This is a genomic window from Streptomyces catenulae (assembly GCF_000718015.1).
Taxonomy (GTDB): Bacteria; Actinomycetota; Actinomycetes; order Streptomycetales; family Streptomycetaceae; genus Streptomyces; species Streptomyces catenulae.
Window position 1 is genome coordinate 434,904 of the sequence record NZ_JODY01000003.1, and the last position, 17,298, is coordinate 452,201.

14 protein-coding genes and 1 tRNA gene are annotated in these 17,298 nt (G+C 71.1%); 5 read left to right on the forward strand and 10 right to left on the reverse strand.

Annotated elements, in window-relative coordinates:
* Positions 1-23 precede the first annotated feature (23 nt).
* Both IF23_RS0105860 and IF23_RS0105865 read right to left on the reverse strand, forming a co-directional pair.
* Positions 24-1,955 (reverse strand): exo-alpha-sialidase, encoded by a 1,932-nt coding sequence (locus tag IF23_RS0105860; RefSeq protein ID WP_037677388.1) that lies wholly within the window; start codon positions 1,953-1,955, stop codon positions 24-26.
* A 203-nt stretch (positions 1,956-2,158) separates the two neighbouring features.
* Complete coding sequence (locus IF23_RS0105865) at positions 2,159-3,103, reverse strand: quinone oxidoreductase family protein (RefSeq protein WP_030280527.1); 945 nt, start codon at positions 3,101-3,103, stop codon at positions 2,159-2,161.
* Positions 3,104-3,212: 109 nt separating this feature from the next.
* On the opposite strand from IF23_RS0105865, the gene IF23_RS0105870 reads away from it, so the two are divergent.
* On the forward strand, positions 3,213-3,680 hold the full coding sequence (locus IF23_RS0105870) for a MarR family winged helix-turn-helix transcriptional regulator (RefSeq protein ID WP_030280529.1): 468 nt from the start codon (positions 3,213-3,215) through the stop codon (positions 3,678-3,680).
* A 12-nt stretch (positions 3,681-3,692) separates the two neighbouring features.
* Here IF23_RS0105870 and fdhD read toward each other — a convergent pair whose 3' ends face one another.
* Complete coding sequence (fdhD, locus tag IF23_RS0105875) at positions 3,693-4,547, reverse strand: formate dehydrogenase accessory sulfurtransferase FdhD (RefSeq protein WP_030280531.1); 855 nt, start codon at positions 4,545-4,547, stop codon at positions 3,693-3,695.
* 173 nt (positions 4,548-4,720) lie between these two features.
* On the opposite strand from fdhD, the gene IF23_RS0105880 reads away from it, so the two are divergent.
* Both IF23_RS0105880 and IF23_RS0105885 read left to right on the forward strand, forming a co-directional pair.
* Positions 4,721-5,422 carry a GntR family transcriptional regulator gene (locus IF23_RS0105880; protein WP_030280533.1) on the forward strand — a complete coding sequence of 234 codons (702 nt, stop codon included), beginning with the start codon at positions 4,721-4,723 and terminating at the stop codon, positions 5,420-5,422.
* Between the two features lie 121 nt (positions 5,423-5,543).
* Positions 5,544-5,912, forward strand: a complete 369-nt coding sequence (locus IF23_RS0105885) for a chorismate mutase (RefSeq protein ID WP_037677390.1) — start codon at positions 5,544-5,546, stop codon at positions 5,910-5,912.
* 52 nt (positions 5,913-5,964) lie between these two features.
* On the opposite strand, the gene IF23_RS0105890 is transcribed toward IF23_RS0105885, so the two are convergent.
* From IF23_RS0105890 to IF23_RS0105905, 4 genes are all read right to left on the reverse strand, one after another.
* Positions 5,965-7,419 carry an OFA family MFS transporter gene (locus tag IF23_RS0105890; protein ID WP_078653800.1) on the reverse strand — a complete coding sequence of 485 codons (1,455 nt, stop codon included), beginning with the start codon at positions 7,417-7,419 and terminating at the stop codon, positions 5,965-5,967.
* A 75-nt stretch (positions 7,420-7,494) separates the two neighbouring features.
* Positions 7,495-9,654: an acetate--CoA ligase family protein gene (locus IF23_RS0105895; RefSeq protein WP_051739262.1), complete on the reverse strand. Its 2,160-nt coding sequence runs from the start codon at positions 9,652-9,654 to the stop codon at positions 7,495-7,497.
* Positions 9,654-10,883, reverse strand: a complete 1,230-nt coding sequence (frc, locus tag IF23_RS0105900; protein ID WP_030280545.1) for a formyl-CoA transferase — start codon at positions 10,881-10,883, stop codon at positions 9,654-9,656. The genes IF23_RS0105895 and frc overlap by 1 nt, the downstream gene beginning before the upstream one ends.
* A gap of 11 nt (positions 10,884-10,894) precedes the next feature.
* Positions 10,895-12,577 carry a thiamine pyrophosphate-binding protein gene (locus IF23_RS0105905; protein ID WP_030280547.1) on the reverse strand — a complete coding sequence of 561 codons (1,683 nt, stop codon included), beginning with the start codon at positions 12,575-12,577 and terminating at the stop codon, positions 10,895-10,897.
* Between the two features lie 395 nt (positions 12,578-12,972).
* Here IF23_RS0105905 and IF23_RS0105910 point away from each other — a divergent pair.
* Positions 12,973-13,057: transfer RNA gene (locus tag IF23_RS0105910), tRNA-Leu, on the forward strand.
* A 90-nt stretch (positions 13,058-13,147) separates the two neighbouring features.
* Here IF23_RS0105910 and IF23_RS0105915 read toward each other — a convergent pair.
* Both IF23_RS0105915 and IF23_RS0105920 read right to left on the reverse strand, forming a co-directional pair.
* Entirely contained in the window at positions 13,148-13,912 is a 765-nt protein-coding gene (locus IF23_RS0105915) for a hypothetical protein (protein WP_030280549.1), read from the reverse strand.
* The gene (locus tag IF23_RS0105920) at positions 13,909-14,604 is read right to left on the reverse strand and encodes a hypothetical protein (protein WP_157847975.1); all 696 of its coding nucleotides are present in this window, start codon (positions 14,602-14,604) and stop codon (positions 13,909-13,911) included. Before IF23_RS0105920 ends, IF23_RS0105915 begins: the two co-directional genes overlap by 4 nt.
* Before the next feature lie 177 nt (positions 14,605-14,781).
* Between IF23_RS0105920 and IF23_RS0105925 the strand changes: the two genes are divergently transcribed.
* Positions 14,782-15,729 (forward strand): hypothetical protein, encoded by a 948-nt coding sequence (locus IF23_RS0105925; RefSeq protein ID WP_157847976.1) that lies wholly within the window; start codon positions 14,782-14,784, stop codon positions 15,727-15,729.
* 43 nt (positions 15,730-15,772) lie between these two features.
* On the opposite strand, the gene IF23_RS0105930 is transcribed toward IF23_RS0105925, so the two are convergent.
* Positions 15,773-17,266: an APC family permease gene (locus IF23_RS0105930; RefSeq protein WP_051739297.1), complete on the reverse strand. Its 1,494-nt coding sequence runs from the start codon at positions 17,264-17,266 to the stop codon at positions 15,773-15,775.
* Between the last annotated feature and the right edge of the window lie 32 nt (positions 17,267-17,298).

The following is a 17,298-nucleotide window of genomic DNA, read 5'->3' on the forward strand; positions in this document are numbered from 1 at the left end:
CCCGCCGCACGGGGCCGCTCCGGTCAGGGCGCCGTCACCCGGTCCAGACCGAGGCGGAGCGCGACGGGTCCGGCCGGGGCGTGGCCCGGGGTGCGCAGGGCGGTCAGTTCGGCGTCGGACAGCGCCCGCCGGTAGACGCCGACCTCGTCGAGGGCGCCGGTGAAGTGGGCGCGGTCGTCGAGCCGCGCGCCGAGGCGGACGCCGAAGGCCGAACCGCGGCTGACCGACCCCGGGGTGTCCGGTGCGGTGGTGGCCGCGGCGGCGTCCACCGTCAGCCGCAACCGGCCGCCGCCGCGGCGCAGCGCCAGCAGATGCCAGCGACCGTCGTGGTACGCGCCCGCCGTCGACAGTGTGGTGGTGACCGGCGGCGCGGCGCCCGCCACGGTGGTCACCGTCGCCGTGATCCGGCCGCGCGCCGGGTCGCCGACCAGGGTGACCTGCGGGGAGCTGCCGCCCGAGCCGCCCAGCCAGAGCATCGGCTGCTCCCCGCCGGTCGCGTCGTAGCGGAACCACAGGGCGCAGGTGAACGGCGCCTCGCCCAGCGGGAGCGAGGCGCGGAAGGGGACGTCGACGGCGTCGTCGGTGCCGTCGAAGGCCAGTGCCCGGCCGAGGACGCCGGAGGTGGTGCGGGCTCCGCCGAGGACGGTGGCCGGGCGGGCGCCGGGTGCGCCGTCCGGGGTGGTGGGGTCGGGGCCGCGGCGCGGGCCGAGCCAGGCGTCGGTGAAGCGGGCGAACCGCATCTCGTCCCGGGCGTCGGCGGCGCCCGCCTCGTAGAAGAGTCCGGTGACGCCGGGGGAGACGGGGACCAGGTCGGAGTAGCCGGACCAGTCGCCGGTGACGCGGGCGCCCCGGTCGGCCGCCTCCCAGGTGCGGCCCTCGTCGTACGAGGAGTGGAGCGTCATGGCGCGGCGGCGGTCCGGGTCGGCGGGGGCGGCGAGGAGGGTGCGGCTGCCGCCCCCGGCGGTGGGCAGCCGCAGCACCGACGCCTGCACCATCGGCGCGAGGAAGCCGGGCAGGGTGCGGAACGGGTGGGTGAAGGACGCGCCGCCGTCGTCGCTGACCGCCGCGGTGCGGTTGCCGAGGTCGGTGCCGTCCTGTTCGCGGGCGTTGACGTAGACCGAGCCGTCGGCCCGCTCCAGCAGTGTCATCTCGGACGGCTTCTGACGGAATGTGCCGTCGGGGGCGACCGGCCAGGTGTCGACGGCGCCGACGCGCCAGGTGGTGCCGCCGTCGTCGCTGTGGACCAGCGCGGCGTGGTTGGCGGTGACCCGGCCGTTGGCGTAACTCTCGGCGTTGACCCCCAGGACGAGCCGCCCGGCGTGGCGGCCCCGGGTGAGCTGGATGCCGTGCACCGGGCCCGTCGCGTACCAGGAGTTCCATCCGGCGGGGCGCAGTGCGCGGGTCAGATCGCGCGGCGCCGACCAGGTGGCGCCGTCGTCGTCGCTGTACTGGAGGTGCGGGGTGCGGTCGCAGGGCGTCGTGCAGCTGAGGCCGTCGGTGCGGCCCTTGTTGTACGTCTCGGCGAGGACGATGCGGCCGGTGCGGCGGTCCACGACCGGCGCCGGGTTGCCGTGGGTGTCGCCGCCGCCCGCGTTGACGACCTGGAGCGGGCCCCAGGTGCGGCCGCCGTCGGTGGAGCGTTTGAGGACGAGGTCGATGTCCCCGGCGTCGCCGCAGTCGTGCACCCGGCCCTCGGCGAAGGCGAGCAGGGTGCCGCGGACGGAGCGGACGACCGCGGGGATGCGGAAGCAGGCGTAACCCGGGTCCTGGGCCGCGCTGAACAGGACCCGCTGGTCGAAGCCGCCGGGCGGTGCGGCGCCGCCGCCCGCGGCGCCCGCGGGGGCGGCGGGGAGCAGGGTGAGCGCCAGGGCGGCGAGGGCGGTGAGGGCGGCGACGGCGCGGCGCCGCCGGGGTCTCGGGTGGGGGCGGGAGGGTGCACGGAGAAGTGACGTCATGGTCCGGCCTGCCCTTCGAGGCATCGGCGTCATCCACAGGACATCCCACGTCCCATGTCATGTGTGACGGAACGTACTGCCGTCACTACACCCCGACAAGAAGGGTGCGGCCGTTCGCCCGCGACCCCGCCGAATTCACCCGTCCGGCCCGCGGCCCACCGGGGCCGGAGGCCGGGATGTGGGCGGCGCCGCGCCCCCGGCGGCTACCGCGCCGCCCCGGCGTCCGGCCGCAGCACGATCTTCCCCAGGTTCGCCCGTGCCTCCATGAGCCGGTGGGCCGTCGCGGCGTCGGAGAGCGGCAGTTCGGCGTGGATCGCGGCCCGCAGCCGCCCGGACGACGCCTCCTCCCAGAGGTGTGCGCGGTGGTGCGCGTACCGCTCCGGGCGGGTGGCGGCGAAGTGGCGCATCGTCAGCCCGGTGACGGTCTTCGCCCCGGCCAGCAGCTCGTACGCGGGGACCGTGCCGCCGCCGGAGCTGAAGAACACCAGCCGCCCGCCCGGTGCCAGCGCGCCGAGCGCCCGCGGCAGCAGGTCGCCCCCGGCGCCGTCCAGCACGACATCGACCGGCGCGCCCCAGGACTCCTGGCCGTGAACGACGGTCTCGTCGGCGCCGAGCCCCCGGACGAACTCCGCCTTCTCCGGGGTGCCGACGGCGGCCACCACCCGCGGGACGCCCCGCGCCTTGGCGAGTTGGACGGCGAGGTGGCCGGTGGCGCCCGCCGCCGCGGTGATCAGCACCGACTCGCCGCCCCGGGGCGCCGCGGTGTCGAGCGCGGCCAGCGCCACATGCCCGCCCCGGATCAGCGCGACGGCCTGCGCCGCGGCCAGCCCTTCGGGCAGTCGGGAGGCGAACGCGGCCGGGGCGAGGGCGAGTTCGGCGTAGGCGCCCGGGAGGCCGAACGAGGCGATGCGGTCGCCGACGGCGAAGCCGGTGACGCCCGGGCCGAGCGCGACCACCTCCCCGGCGACCTCGTCACCGGGCAGCCCGGGCAGCGGACCGCCGCCGCGCACCCGGCGCACGGTCGGCAGCGTGACACCGCTCGCCTCCGTCCGCACCAGCAGCTCACCGGGGCCGGGCACCGGCGGTTCGGTCTCCTCGGTGTACAGGACCTCGGGACCGCCGTGGACGTCGTGACGGATACGGCGCACGGGCACGCACCTCCCGGAATCGTTGGGGGCGCCAACGGTAGCCGCATTCATGGGAGTAGCCAACGGATTTTCGTTGGGGATTCCCAAGGACCGGCGCTACCGTGGACCCATGAGCGACGCCCCGTACGCCCCCCGCCGCATCCGTGTGCTGCCGAGCTGGTTGCTGGGGCGGGCCGCGGCCCGTGGGCACCGGCTGGTCGCCGAGGCGCTCGCCGCCGAGGGGCTGCGGATGATGCACCACGCGGTGCTCTCCGCGGTCGCCGAGAGCGGGCCGGTCTCCCAGGCGGAGCTGGGCCGCACCCTCGGCATCGACCCGAAGGACATGGTCGGCGTCGTCAACGATCTGCAACGGGACGGCCTGGTCACCCGGACACCCGACCCCGGGGACCGCAGGAAGAACGCCGTCGAGGTCTCCACGGCGGGACGCCGCGTCCTGCGCCGCACCCAGCGGCTCGGCGACCGCGCCAACGACGAGCTGACCGCCGCGCTGACCCCCGCCGAGCGCGAGCAGCTGATCGCGCTGCTCACCCGCATCGTGCGCCCGGCCGACGACGGCGCCGGGCCCGCCCGCGGCTGACCGGCGCCCGGCTCAGCTCCCGGTGTCCGCCTCGTCCAGACCGAGGCGGTGCGCGCCCGCGTAGACGTTCATCGAGCTGCCGCGCAGAAAGCCGACCAGCGTCAGACCCGTCTCGGCGGCGAGGTCCACGGCGAGCGAGGACGGGGCGGAGACGGCGGCGAGCACCGGGATCCCGGCCATCACCGCCTTCTGCGCCAGCTCGAAGGAGGCGCGGCCGGAGACCATCAGGACACAGGACGACAGCGGCAGCCGGTCGTCCTGGAGCGCCCGTCCGACGACCTTGTCGACGGCGTTGTGCCGCCCGACGTCCTCGCGTACGTCCAGCAGTTCACCGTCCGGCGTGAACAGCGCCGCCGCGTGCAGCCCGCCCGTGCGGTCGAAGACCCGCTGGGCGGCGCGCAGCCGGTCGGGGAAGGTGCTCAGCAGCTCGGGTGTGAGCCGGACCGCGGTGCCGGGGGAGGAGTCCGGTGCCCAGCGCGCGGTGGTACGCACCGCCTCCAGGCTCGCCTTGCCGCACAGCCCGCACGACGACGAGGTGTAGACGTTCCGCTCCAGGCTGATGTCCGGCACCGCGACGCCGGGTGCGAGGCGGACGTCGACGACGTTGTAGGTGTTCGCGCCGTCGTCGGTGGCGCCGGCGCAGTAGACGATGTTCGCCAGCTCCGCGGCGGAGGCCAACACGCCCTCGCTGACCAGGAAACCGGCGGCGAGCGCGAAGTCGTCGCCCGGCGTGCGCATGGTGATCGCCAGCGGCTTGCCGTTGAGCCGGATCTCCAGCGGCTCCTCGACGACGAGGGTGTCCGGCCGGGCCCCCACGGAGCCGTCCCGTACGCGGATGACGCGGCGCCGTTCGGTGACCCGTCCCATGTCTGCCTCCACCCGCCGTAGGGCGCCCCGGTGTGCCGTCGCCGGTTGCGGGCGCGGCGGAACGGCGACAACCGTACAACGTACTCGGTAAACTGTAGACGATAGCCAATGGGCGGGCCGTCCGGTGCCGCCCCCGAGGGCCGCGCCCCGGCCACCACACCAAGGGGGACCCGATGCTGTCCAGCGGACTGCCGCACGGAGCCGTCCCGAAGCTCGAACGGCCCGGCCCGTTGCGCGAGCGGGTCTACGAGGCACTGCTCGACCTCATCACCACCCGCGCCCTGCGCCCCGGCGCCCATCTGGTCGAGAGCGAACTCGCCGGACACCTCGGCGTCTCCCGGCAGCCGGTCCGCGAGGCGCTCCAGCGGCTGAACACCGACGGCTGGGTCGATCTGCGGCCCGCCCAGGGCGCGTTCGTCCACGAGCCGACCGAGGAGGAGGCCGACCAGCTGCTGACGGTCCGTACGCTGCTGGAGGCCGAGGCCGCCCGGCTGGCCGCCGCGCACACCGGGTCGCCCGGCATCGCCGCCCTGGAGGAGCTGTGCGTCACCGGGGAGCGCGCGGTGCGCGAGGACGACGTGGACGGCGCGGTCGCGGCCAACGCCGCCTTCCACGCCAAGGTGATGGAGCTGGCCGGGAACGCCGTCCTCGCCGAGCTGGCCGCCCAGGTCGGCCGCCGGGTGCGCTGGTACTACACCCCGGTGGCCCGGCAGCGCGGCGCCCAGTCCTGGATCGAGCACCGCGAGCTGATCGCCGCCATCGCCGACCGCGACGAGGCCCGCGCCACCGCCGTGATGCGCGCCCACACCGAGCACACCCGCCGGACCTACCACGAGCGGGCGCGCGAGGACGGACCGGACGGACGGCACCCCTGAGCACCGGGGCGGCCCGGCCGCCCCGCCCGTTCCGCTCCCCGAGACGCCACTGACCGGCGCCGCGGCGGACCGGTAATCTGCATCCGATCACGCACCACCGATGACGAATGGCGAGACACGTATGAGCGAGGAGAGCGCACCCGAGGCCGGCGAGGCGGCCGCCGTCTCCGACCGGGCGGCCCGGGAGCGGCTGCTCTACCTGCGCAGCAGCATCGACAACCTCGACGCGGCGCTGGTGCATCTGCTCGCCGAGCGGTTCAAGTGCACCCAGCAGGTCGGCGAGTTGAAGGCCCGGCACAGCCTGCCGCCCGCCGATCCGGCCCGCGAGGCGGCCCAGATCGAGCGGCTGCGCACGCTCGCCGCCGACGCCCGGCTCGACCCGGCGTTCGCCGAGAAGTTCCTCAACTTCATCATCAGCGAGGTGGTCCGCCACCACCGCGCCATCGCCGAGGGCACCCACGAGGCACCGGGCACCCCCACCGACGGATGACCGGAGCGGGCGGCGCCTGCCCCGGCACCGCCCGCCCCGATCCGTACCCCGCTCAGATCAGCTCCCGGCTGACCTTCCGCTCCCCGGCCACCGCCGCCCGCGGCCGTTCCCGGCCCGGCTGCCGCAGCAGCAGCGTGCACCCGGCCGCCAGCAGCGAGATCCCCCCGGCCAGCGCGTAGGCGCCGTCGTACCCCCAGGCGCCCACCACCATCGAGCCGAGCCCGCCGCCGAACAGCCCGCTGATCAGCTTGCCGCTGTAGACCAGGCCGTAGTTGGTGGCGTTGTAGTTCTCCCCGAAGTAGTCCGGGGTCAGCGTCGCGAAGAGCGGGTAGAACGCGCCGCCGCCGAAGCCGGAGAGGAACGCGAAGAAGAGGAACAGCCACTCGCTGTGGACGTTCCCCGCCCAGATCACCCCGAACTGCGCGAGACCCAGCACCACGATCACGACGACCAGCGTGGTCTTACGGCCCCACAGGTCCGACAGCCACCCCACGACGGCCCGCCCGACGCCGTTGACGACGGACATCACCCCCATCGACGAGGCGGCCACCAGCGGCCCGAAGCCGACCTCCCGCGCGTAGTCCACCTGGAACGAGATCCCGAAGATCGACACCCCGGCCGTCAGCACCACCGACAGCCACATCAGCGGCAACATCCCGCTGCGCAGCGCCTCCTTCGGGGTGAACTGCCGTACCGCGGGCGGGTTCTTCGCCAGGCTCGCCGCGCTCCGCCGGTCGCCCGCGGGTGCCACGCCGCCCGGCTTCCCGGTCGGCGGCGGGATGTGCGGCGGCCACCAGTTCGGCGGCGGATCCCGGAAGAACCACGCACAGGCCGCCACCACGACCAGCACGTACACCCCGATGAGGTCCAGCACCTCGGCGTAGTCGGAGGTGTCGAAGGCGTAGTTGAAGAGGAAGATGAACGGCAGCGCGCCGTAGGCGAAGCCGCCGTTGACGAAGCCGGTCTTCGCGCCCCGCCGCTCCGGGAACCACTTGCCGACCATGTTGATGCAGGTCGCGTAGATCAGCCCCGAACCGAGACCGCCGACCACGCCGAAACCGACCAGCGCCCACGCCACGCTCTCCAGGTGCGCCAGCGCCGCGAAGCCCACCAGGCACAGCACCGAACCGAGGTACATCGCCCACCGCGCGGTGAGCACCCCCCGCTCCCGTAACCACCCCGCCGGGAAGGCGATGCCCGCCTGGAAGAAGACCCAGACGCTCAGAATCCAGAAGGTGTCGCTCTGCGACCAGCCGTGCGCCCGCGAGAGCGTGTCCTCCGCGGAGCCGTACGCGTACTCCGACACGCTGATCGCCATCATCGCGACCCACGGCAGATACACCATCAACTTGCGGGAGTGGCCCAGTAGTTGGCGGTCACTCTCGCCGATCCGGTAGACCCGCCCCTTGCCGTCCGTGACATTGCGGTACCCGGCCCGCCGGTCCGCGCCGCCGCCGTCCCCGTCGTCCCCGTTCCTGTCCTCGTCCCGTTCCGTCTCCGTGCTCATCGTCCGTCGCCTGCCCCTCGCATGGATGCCGTCAGTTCCCCCCTGTCCGCACTCCGCACGTCCCCGTGCCCGCTCTCACGGCAGCCGCCCCGCGGCCCGCGCCCAGCGGTACTTCGCCCTGAGCACCGCCACCGGCTTCTCCGTCGTGTACGGATACGCCACGACGCCCCGCTCGAAGAGGTACGCGCACGCCTCCTCGACCTCGGTGTCCCCGGCCAACGACGCCACCACCGGCTTCTCGATCCCGCGCGCCCGGAACTCCGCGACCAGCCGCGCCGTCAGCTCCGCGAAGACCATCGGCGGGGTGACCAGCGTGTGCCAGTAGCCGAGCACCAGCGCATGGATCCGGGGATCCGTAAGGCCCAGCCGGATCGTCGCCTCGTACGTCGACGGTGGCTCCCCGCCCGTGATGTCCACCGGGTTCCCCGCCGCCCCGAACGGCGGGATGAACCGCCGGAACGCCGCGTCGAGATCGGCGGGGATGTCCATCAGCCGCAGCCCGTTGTCGACGATCGCGTCCGACAGCAGCACCCCCGAACCGCCCGCACCGGTGATCACCACGACGTTGTCCCCGGCGGGCGTCGGCAGCACCGGCAGCGCCCGGGCGTACTCCAGCATCTCCGCCAGCCCCGGCGCCCGGATCACGCCCGCCTGCCGCAGGATGTCGTCGTAGACCGCGTCGTCCCCGGCCAGCGCCCCGGTGTGGGAACCGGCCGCCCGCGCGCCCGCGCTCGTCCGCCCCGCCTTCAGCACCACCACCGGCTTGTGTGGCACCGTCGCCCGCGCCGCCGCCACGAACGCCCGGCCGTCCTTGAGATCCTCCAGATGCATCGCCACACAGTCGGTGCGCTCGTCCTCGGCGAAGTAGGTGAGCAGATCGTCCTCGTCGACGTCCGCCTTGTTGCCGAGCCCGACGATCGCCGAGACGCCCGTCCCGGTGGCCCGCGCGAAGCCCAGGATCGCCATCCCGATCCCGCCGGACTGCGAGGTCAGCGCCGTCCCGCCGCGCACGTCGTACGGCGTGCAGAAGGTGGCGCAGAGGTCCTGCCAGGTGGAGTAGTAGCCGTAGATGTTCGGCCCCAGCAGCCGGATGCCGTACTCCTCGCCGATCGCCACCAGCCGCTCCTGGAGGGCGTGTTCACCGGTCTCGGCGAAGCCGGAGGGGATCAGTACGGCGTTCGGGATGCCCTTGCGCCCGGCCTCCTCCAGCGCCGCGGGCACCAGCGGCGCCGGAATGGCGAACACCGCCACATCCACCTCACCGGGCACCTCACCCACCGAGCGGTACGCCTTACGGCCCAGGATGTCGTCGGACTTCGGGTTCACCGGATGGATCTCGCCGGGGAAACCGCCGTCGACGAGGTTGCGCATCACCGAGTTGCCGATCTTGCCGGGCTCCGCCGACGCCCCGATCACCGCGACCGACCGCGGACGCATCAGCCGCCGCATCGCGGTCAGGATCTCCTCCCGCGAACGCCGCCGCCGCTCGACCGGCGCGCCCTGCGCCAGCAGGATCCGCACATCCGCGGCGCGCACCCCGTCCGCCGACGCGAACACCGGGTTGAGATCGATCTCCGCGATCTCCGGGAAGTCCCCGGCCAGTTCCGAGGTCCGTACGATCAGCTCGGTCAGCGCCGCGCGGTCCACCGGCGGCGCGCCCCGCACCCCGCGCAGCACCTCCGCCGCCCGGATCGAGTCCAGCATCGACGCGGCGTCCGCCGTGTCCGCGGGCGCCAGCCGGAAGGTGACGTCACCCAACGCCTCCACCAGCACCCCGCCGAGCCCGAACGCCACCACCTTCCCGAACGTCGGATCCGTCACCGCCCCGACGATCACCTCCTGACCGCCGGAGACCATCTCCTGGACCAGCACCCCGTCGATCCGCGCCCCGGGGGAGTGCGCCACAGCGCTCCGGACGATGTCGCAGAAGGCGGTGCGTACCTCGGCGGCGGATGCCAGCGCGGTCCGCACCCCGCCCGCCTCCGTCTTGTGCACGATGTCCGGCGAGACGATCTTCAACGCCACCGGGAACCCGATCCGGTCGGCCAGCGCCACCGCGTCGTCGACGGTCTCCGCCAGCCCCTCCGCCGGGGTCGCGATGCCGTACGCCTCGGCCACCCGACGGCCCTCGGGCGCGGTCAGCGCGGTACGCCCCTCGGCCCGCGCCGCCGCCAGCACCGCCCGCACCATCTCCGTCCGGCCGTCCAACGGCCGGTGCTCTCCGTGCTCCGCCATCAGATGACTCCGTTCTCCTCGAGCAGCCGCAGTTCCTCGTCGGCGAGCCCCAACTCGCCGCCGTACACCTCCTGGTTGTGCTCGCCCAGCAGCGGCGAACGGTCGACGTCGACGGGGGAGTCGGACAGCTTCAGCGGCGAGCCGACGGTGGTGAACGCGCCGCGCTCGGGGTGGTCGACGGTCACCACCATCCCGTCGGCGACCAGCGACGCGTCCTCGATCAGCTCCTTCGTCGACAGCACCGGACCGCACGGGATGTTGTGGGCGTTGAGCCGCTCCAGCACCTCCCACTTGGGCAGCGTCGCGCTCCACTCCTCGATCAGCTGGAACATCTTCGCCAGCTTCGGCAGCCGCGCCTCCGGCGTCGCCCACTCCGGATCGTCCGCCAGCTCGGGCCGCCCGATCAGTTCGGTCAGCGGACGCCAGCCGACCGGCTGCACGATCACGTACACGTAGTCGTTCGGACCGCCGGGCGCGCACCGCACCGCCCAGCCGGGCTGCCCGCCGCCGCTGGCGTTGCCGCTGCGCGGCACCTCCGCGCCGAAGCTCTCGTTCGGGTACTCGGCCAGCGCGCCGTGCGCCAGCCGCTGCTGGTCCCGGATCTTGACCCGGCACAGGTTCAGCACCGCGTGCTGCATCGCGACGTTCACCCGCTGCCCGCGCCCCGTGCGTTCGCGCTGGTAGAGCGCGGCGAGAATGCCCGCGACGCAGTGCACACCGGTCCCCGAGTCGCCGATCTGGGCGCCGGTCGCCAGCGGCGGTCCGTCCTCGAACCCGGTCGTCGCCATCGCCCCGCCCATCGCCTGGGCCACCACCTCGTACGCCTTGAACGCGGTGTACGGGCCGTCGCCGAAGCCCTTGATGGAGGCGTAGACCAGCCGCGGGTTGATCTCCTGGATGCGCTCCCAGGGGAAGCCCATCCGGTCGACGGCGCCGGGGCCGAAGTTCTCCACCAGCACATCGCTGCGGGCGATCAGCTCGGTGAGCAGCTCCTTGCCGCGCGGGCTCTTGGTGTTGAGGGTGATGCTCCGCTTGTTGCAGTTGAGCATCGTGAAGTAGAGGGAGTCGGCGTCCGGTACGTCGCGCAGCTGCCGCCGCGTGATGTCCCCGGTGGTCGCCTCCAGCTTGACCACGTCCGCACCGAGCCAGGCCAGCAACTGCGTGGCGGAGGGACCGGACTGCACATGCGTCATGTCGAGGACGCGAATGCCCTCAAGTGCCTTGGTCACGACGGTTCACCTCACTTGTACATCGTCTGGTTCATCGTTCCGGGGGCGTAGGCGTCCGGATCCACCCACACATTGATCAGCGACGGCTTCCCGCTCTCCCGCGCCCGCTCCAGCGCCGGCCGGATCTGCGCCGGATCGCGCACCTCCTCGCCGTGGCCGCCGAGCATCCGCGCGAACTGGTCGTACGGCACATCGCCGAGGGTGTTGCCGACCCGCTCCCGCGCGTCGCCGTACTTGGCGCGCTGGCCGTAACGGATCTGGTTCATCGAGGAGTTGTTGCCGACGATCCCGACGAACGGCAGGTCGAAGCGGACCAGCGTCTCGAAGTCCCAGCCGGTCAGCGAGAACGCGCCGTCCCCGAAGAGCGCCACGACCTCCTTCTCCGGCCGCGCCTGCTTCGCCGCCATCACGAACGGCACCCCGACGCCGAGCGTCCCCAGCGGCCCCGGGTCCATCCAGTGCCCCGGCGCCTTCGGCTGCACCACCTGCCCGGAGAAGGTGACGATGTCGCCGCCGTCCCCGATGTAGACCGAGTCCTCGGTCAGGAAGTCGTTGATCTCGCTGACCAGCCGGTACGGGTGGATCGGGTGCGCGTCCGAACGCAGCTGCGGCAGCCGCTTCTCCAGCGCCGCCCGCTCCACGCCCCGCAGCTCCTCCAGCCACTCCTTGCGCTGCACGGACCCGCCCGCCGACTGCCCGGACGCGGCCTCGGCGACGGCGGTGAGCACCAGCCCCGCGTCGCCCACGATCCCCAGATCCACATCGCGGTTCTTGCCGACGGTGCGGTAGTCCAGATCGATCTGGACGACGGTGGCGTCCGGCGACAGCCGCTTGCCGTACCCCATCCGGAAGTCGAACGGCGTCCCGACGATCACGATCACATCGGCGCGCGAGAAGGCGTGCCGCCGCGAGAGCTGGAAGTGGTGCGGATCCCCGGGCGGCAGCGTCCCGCGCCCGGCGCCGTTCATGTACGCGGGGATGTTCAGCTCCCGCACCAGCGAGGTGGCCGCGTCGGTGGCGCGCGTCGTCCAGACCTGGCTGCCCAGCAGGATCGCCGGACGCTCGGCCCGCACCAGCAGATCGGCGAGCTTCTGCACATCGGCCGGGTCGCCCGGCGACCGCGTCGAGGCCCGGTACCGCCCGGCCTGCGGCACCCGCGCCTGCTCCCGCGGCACCTTGGCGTCGAGCACGTCCCGGGGGATCTCCAGGAACGACGGCCCGGGCGCACCGTGGTAGCACTCGCGGAACGCCATCGAGACCATGTCGGCGGCGCGCGCGGTGTCCGGCACGGTCGCCGCGAACTTGGTGATCGGCGTCATCATGTCGACGTGCGGCAGGTCCTGCAGCGACCCCATCTTGTGCTGGGTGCTCGCCCCCTGCCCGCCGATCAGCAGCATCGGCGACTCCGCCCGGAAGGCGTTGGCGACCCCGGTGACCGCATCCGTCGTCCCGGGCCCCGCGGTGACCACCGCGCACCCCGGCTTCCCGGTGATCCGCGCGTACCCGTCCGCGGCGTGCGCGGCGACCTGCTCATGCCGTACGTCGATGACGTCGATGCCCTCGTCGACGCAGCCGTCGTAGATGTCGATGATGTGCCCGCCGCAGAGGGTGTAGACGACGTCCACACCCTCCGCCTTGAGCGCCTTCGCAACCAGGTGCCCGCCGGAGATGAGGTCCTGTGCGTCCTCGGGCATGGGGCATCGCTTCCCTTCGTGGGACCACCCGCGGACGGCCCCTGACGTGGTCGGATGTGGATTGCATACAGTCGACGAATACTGTATGAACCCGTTATCCCGCATCGCCCCGCCCGCTGTCCAGAGGGGGAAGGGTGGCGATCGAGCCAAGGATTGGTCATGCGCACACCGCACTCACGGAAAGCCCACGGTCACTGCCGACGACCGGGTTCCCGGCCGGCCCGGGGCGCCTGGGACGGCTGATCCACACGGGAACACCGCTCACCCGCGCACGCTTCGTCCCCTATCCCGCACTACGCACCGATCTGTCCAGCAGATGCGCAGGTGAAAGGCACTTCGAAACCTTGGTATTGTTGTCCATGTCGCCGCGGGGAACACCCCGCGAAGACCACCTGGTCCGGGTGGCGGAATGGCAGACGCGCTAGCTTGAGGTGCTAGTGCCCTTTATCGGGCGTGGGGGTTCAAGTCCCCCCTCGGACACATGTGAAGGCCCCAGTCTTTCGGCTGGGGCCTTCGTCGTGGAGATCCGCAGATGAAGCCTACGGTGCCCCTACGCAGACGGTGTCCTCGCTACAGAGGGTCAAGGAGTCCGCGAGTCTCCACCGACTTCTCGCCTGCGTAGGTGATGAAGATGGTGTCTTCTTCGATGTGAACGAGCGCTTTGTCGTCGAGGGAGCGCACTGTGCGGCGCAGGTTCGCCCGTGCAGAGCGGGGTACCCATTGCGTCAGCTCCGAGAACCCTGCGCCGCGCGCGCCGCGGATGTACAGATGGATCAGGATGTGATCGCTGACCCGCAGATCAGGGCGGAGCACCTTCTGGCGTGTTCCGAATCCTTGTACCGCAGGCACCTTGCGGGTTACCAACTCCTCTACGAGGGCGCGAGCATGCTCCGGTGTGGTCCCTCCGCTGAGCCTTACGAATTCGGCGAGCACCCAGTCCAGGACTGCCACGACCAGCGTTGCGTCCTGAAGGTTGGGGTCGATGCCGTCCGCGAGATGCGCGGCATCCCGGCTGTTGCGGATGTCGTAGACCAGCCGAAGATGGCGAGGGATGTGGATGCGGATCGATTTCGGGTGGTCCGTGGAACGGAGTGACTGGAGCCGCTTTGTCACCCGCTCCGTGTCCAGATTCCCGTTGAGCGGCGTGAATTTGCTACCCGCCGCGTACTCAAGGAGGCGGTAGGCGGCCTCGCAGAACCGTCCGCCCTCCACCGCGCTGAGTCGATGTCCCCCTAGGTAGAAGTTGCGTTTCGCCTCCTCGTACGCGGTGACCAGTTCGTGGACGAGGGTTTTGTCGTAGGACTTGGACAGGACTTCGGTGACGGTGACGTTCACTCCTCATCCTTTCCCTGAGGCTTGGCGCGCCTGCTGCTGTCACGTGAGCGCCTGCTCTTGAAGGGGTTGTTGCGGAGGGCCTGCTTCACCGCGTCTCTGTCCGGAAGCGCCTCGACCACTGCCTCGCCGCGGGGCGTGATCTGTTTGAGGCCGATTCCCGCAGAGACCAGGTATCCGTTCTGTCGGTCAGCGTTGTCGAAGTCCCGCGAAGGGTTCCCGAACTTCTGGGAGGCGGCCTCCGTGTTCAGCTGGACGATTTCCTGGATGCGGAAATGCGGGGTGTCGCGGTAGTGGCTCAGGTAGTAGCCGAGGCATGCCATACGCTCCACCAGGGACTGCGGTTTCTTGCTGCTGATGAAGTCGCGAGGGCGGGAGGTTTGGGGTGTTGCTCCGGATGGGCTGATGAGTGCCCCATCGGCTGCGTAGCCTGTGGCGCCGGACAGGTCGGGTACCGATACGTCGAGAGCCTCGATCAGCCACCGCAGCACCCGGCCTCGGTTCTCTTCGTCGAGTGTTTCCAAGGCGGCGTAGGAGGTGTGCAAGGCTCTGATCGATGCGTAGACCATGCCGGAACTCCCGCTGCGGAGGGCGAGCGCGCGGCTGACGGGTTCGGGGGCCGGGAACGGCGCCGGAGCCGGGGCAGGGGAGGGGGATGGCACTCCCTTGATGTCATGGTGCAGTGAATCGCTCATGGATACCTCTCTCGTGTCACGGGCCGCCGATGCTTGACCCGATGTGTTCGGTGGGTCAATCTCACAATGCTTAAGTCGCAGGTACGTCGCAGGCAGGGGTGGGCGTGTCGAGATGAGTGGCAAATCATTGGTGTGGCGGTGGACTTGCGCCCACGGTATGGAGTGGGAACTCAATACATGAGAGCTACACAGATTGCGGCGTGTGGAGAGCATCAGGAGATCAGGGAGTGGAACATCCAGGCCACGGGAAAGCGGCTGAGTGAACTTCTCGCTACCGTTCCTGCGTATGTGATGCAGTGGCGGAGATACGTGAAGCGGTCGCCTCGAGGGCTGAATCAGAACGCCATCGCGAAAGTTATCGACGAATATCTGTACGAGACTGGTCAGAGGGGAGAAGAATTCCATGCGCGGGCACTGAAGGACCGGGTGTCCCGGGCGCTTTCCGGAGCCTTTCTCACTGCCGAGACCTTGAACTGGTTCATGGATGCCTTCTGCATGAGTCCGGAGGACCGAGCAATCTTGATGGATCTGCTCGACGGCAAGGACACTCCGTACAACGGCTTCTCCCACACTCTGCGGAAGAGGCATGACCTCCCGCACCGGCAGCGGCATCGCACAGTCATTGCGGTGGAACGCTATGACGTCGGACCATCAGGCTCGCTGTCCGGCCGCAATACGCACCAGGTGATCCGGGCTGCTGAGGACGGGGTCGACACCTACGTCTACAACCATGAGCCGGGAGCTGTGTCGACCGAGGTGATGCAGGGCGGGCGGCCGGGGCGTCGCTTCGAGTACGGCGAGGGGCTCCTCGGCATGGAGATCATTCTCCCGCGCCCCTTGGCACGGAATCAGACCACCCTGCTGGAATACCAGACCGTCTTCCAGCCTGACATTCGCAGCCGGGCAGAGGTTCGCAGAGCCGCTTTCGCCCGTGTGGAGAATGTCAGTCTCGTGGTGCGTTTCTCTTCCTGCCGTAGGCCGCGGGCGGCATGGTGGTGCGTTTGGGATGACCATTTCGGCGACAGCCCCGTCCGTGAATGGAGTGTGCCCTTTCAGGACATGCTGCTTCAGCGGTATGTCCCACACGCGGAGGAGACCGTGGTGGGGTTCCGTTGGGAGTGGTGAGGCTGGGGCCGTGGACCACCGGTAGGTCCACGGCCCCGGCGCTTCACGACCCCGCGGCATGCCCCTCCAGCACCCCCGTGCGTTTGCGTTGGACGAACCAGTAGTAGAGGAAGCCGCCGCCGGCGACGACGCCGATGAAGAGGAAGGCGCCCCAGCGGAGGTACCAGTGCTGCGGGCCCGTCGCGTTGTAGACCGCTGCGCGGGGCCAGGCGAGGTTGAGGGACATCGCCAGGCCCCACAGGACGGCGAGGATGTTGACGGGGAGGCCGAAGCGGCCCAGGGAGAAGGTGCCCTCGGCCGGGGTCCAGCGGCCGCGGAGCCGTTGGACCAGCATCGGGACGGTGACCATCAGATAGGCCAGGTAGATCATGATGATTGCGATGCTGGTGATCACCGAGAAGATCTGCGGCTGATTGACGTTGATCAGCAGGATCGCGACGCCCACCAGACCGATGATGATCGCGGGCAGCACCGGCGTCTGGAAACGCGGGCTGACCTTCGCCAGCAGGGAGGCGGCGGGCAGATTGTTGTCCCGGGCCATGGCGAAGGCGAGGCGGATGCCCGCGGTGTGCACCGCCAGCTCGCAGACGGTGATCGCGATGACCACACACCACAGCACGATCTGACCGACCGTCGAGCCCAACGTGGAGAGGACCACGTACTGGAGTCCGTCGACGGACAGCTCCTTGGCGTGCAGATCGGGCACCGCGAGGAGGGCGAAGAGCAGGATCAGACCGCCGATGAGGAACGAGGCGGTCAGGGCCCGCAGGATGGCGCGCGGGGCGTTGCGGCCGGGGTCCTTGGACTCCTCACCCAGCGAGGACGCGGTGTCGAAGCCGTACATGACGTACGCCGAGGCGAGCGAGGCGGTCAGGAAGGCGCCGAAGTAGCCGAGGCTCTGCCCCGTGCCCAGGCCGAAGGTCTTGGTCACCGCGGACGGGCCGCGGGTGATGTGCGCGGCGAGCAGGATGATCAGCACGATCGCGGCGATCAACTCGATGGCGACGCCCGCGGAGTTGATGCGCGCCATCAGCTTGACGCCGAACGCGTTCACCAGCGTGGTGAAGAGGATGAGGATGCTGCCCAGCAGTACGGCGTTGGCCGCCGCGTCCGTGCGGCCGCTGCCGTTGCCGATGAACTGGAACCACGACGAGATCTGCGGCAGCGTCACCTGATACGCCAGGGCCACCGCGGCCAGCGACACCATGGTGGCGGTGAGCATCATCCAGCCGCCGAGCCAGCCGACGTGCGGGCCGCCCATCCGCTTCGCCCAGTTGTAGATCGACCCGGCCACCGGATAGCGGGCGGCCAGCTCGCAGAAGCAGAGCGCCACCATCAGCTGCCCGCAGAACACCATCGGCCAGGACCACCAGTACGCCGGTCCGCCGTGGGTGATGCCGAAGTAGAACAGCTGGAAGGTGCCGGTGAGGATGGAGATGTAGCTGATTCCGGCGGCGAAGGTGTGGAAGTTGCCGAGGGTGCGCTTCAGCTCCGGCTTGTAGCCGAACTCGGCCAGCGAAGCGTCGTCGTCATGCATGCCGTTGTCCCGGGTGCCGGGCGGCGGCGGGC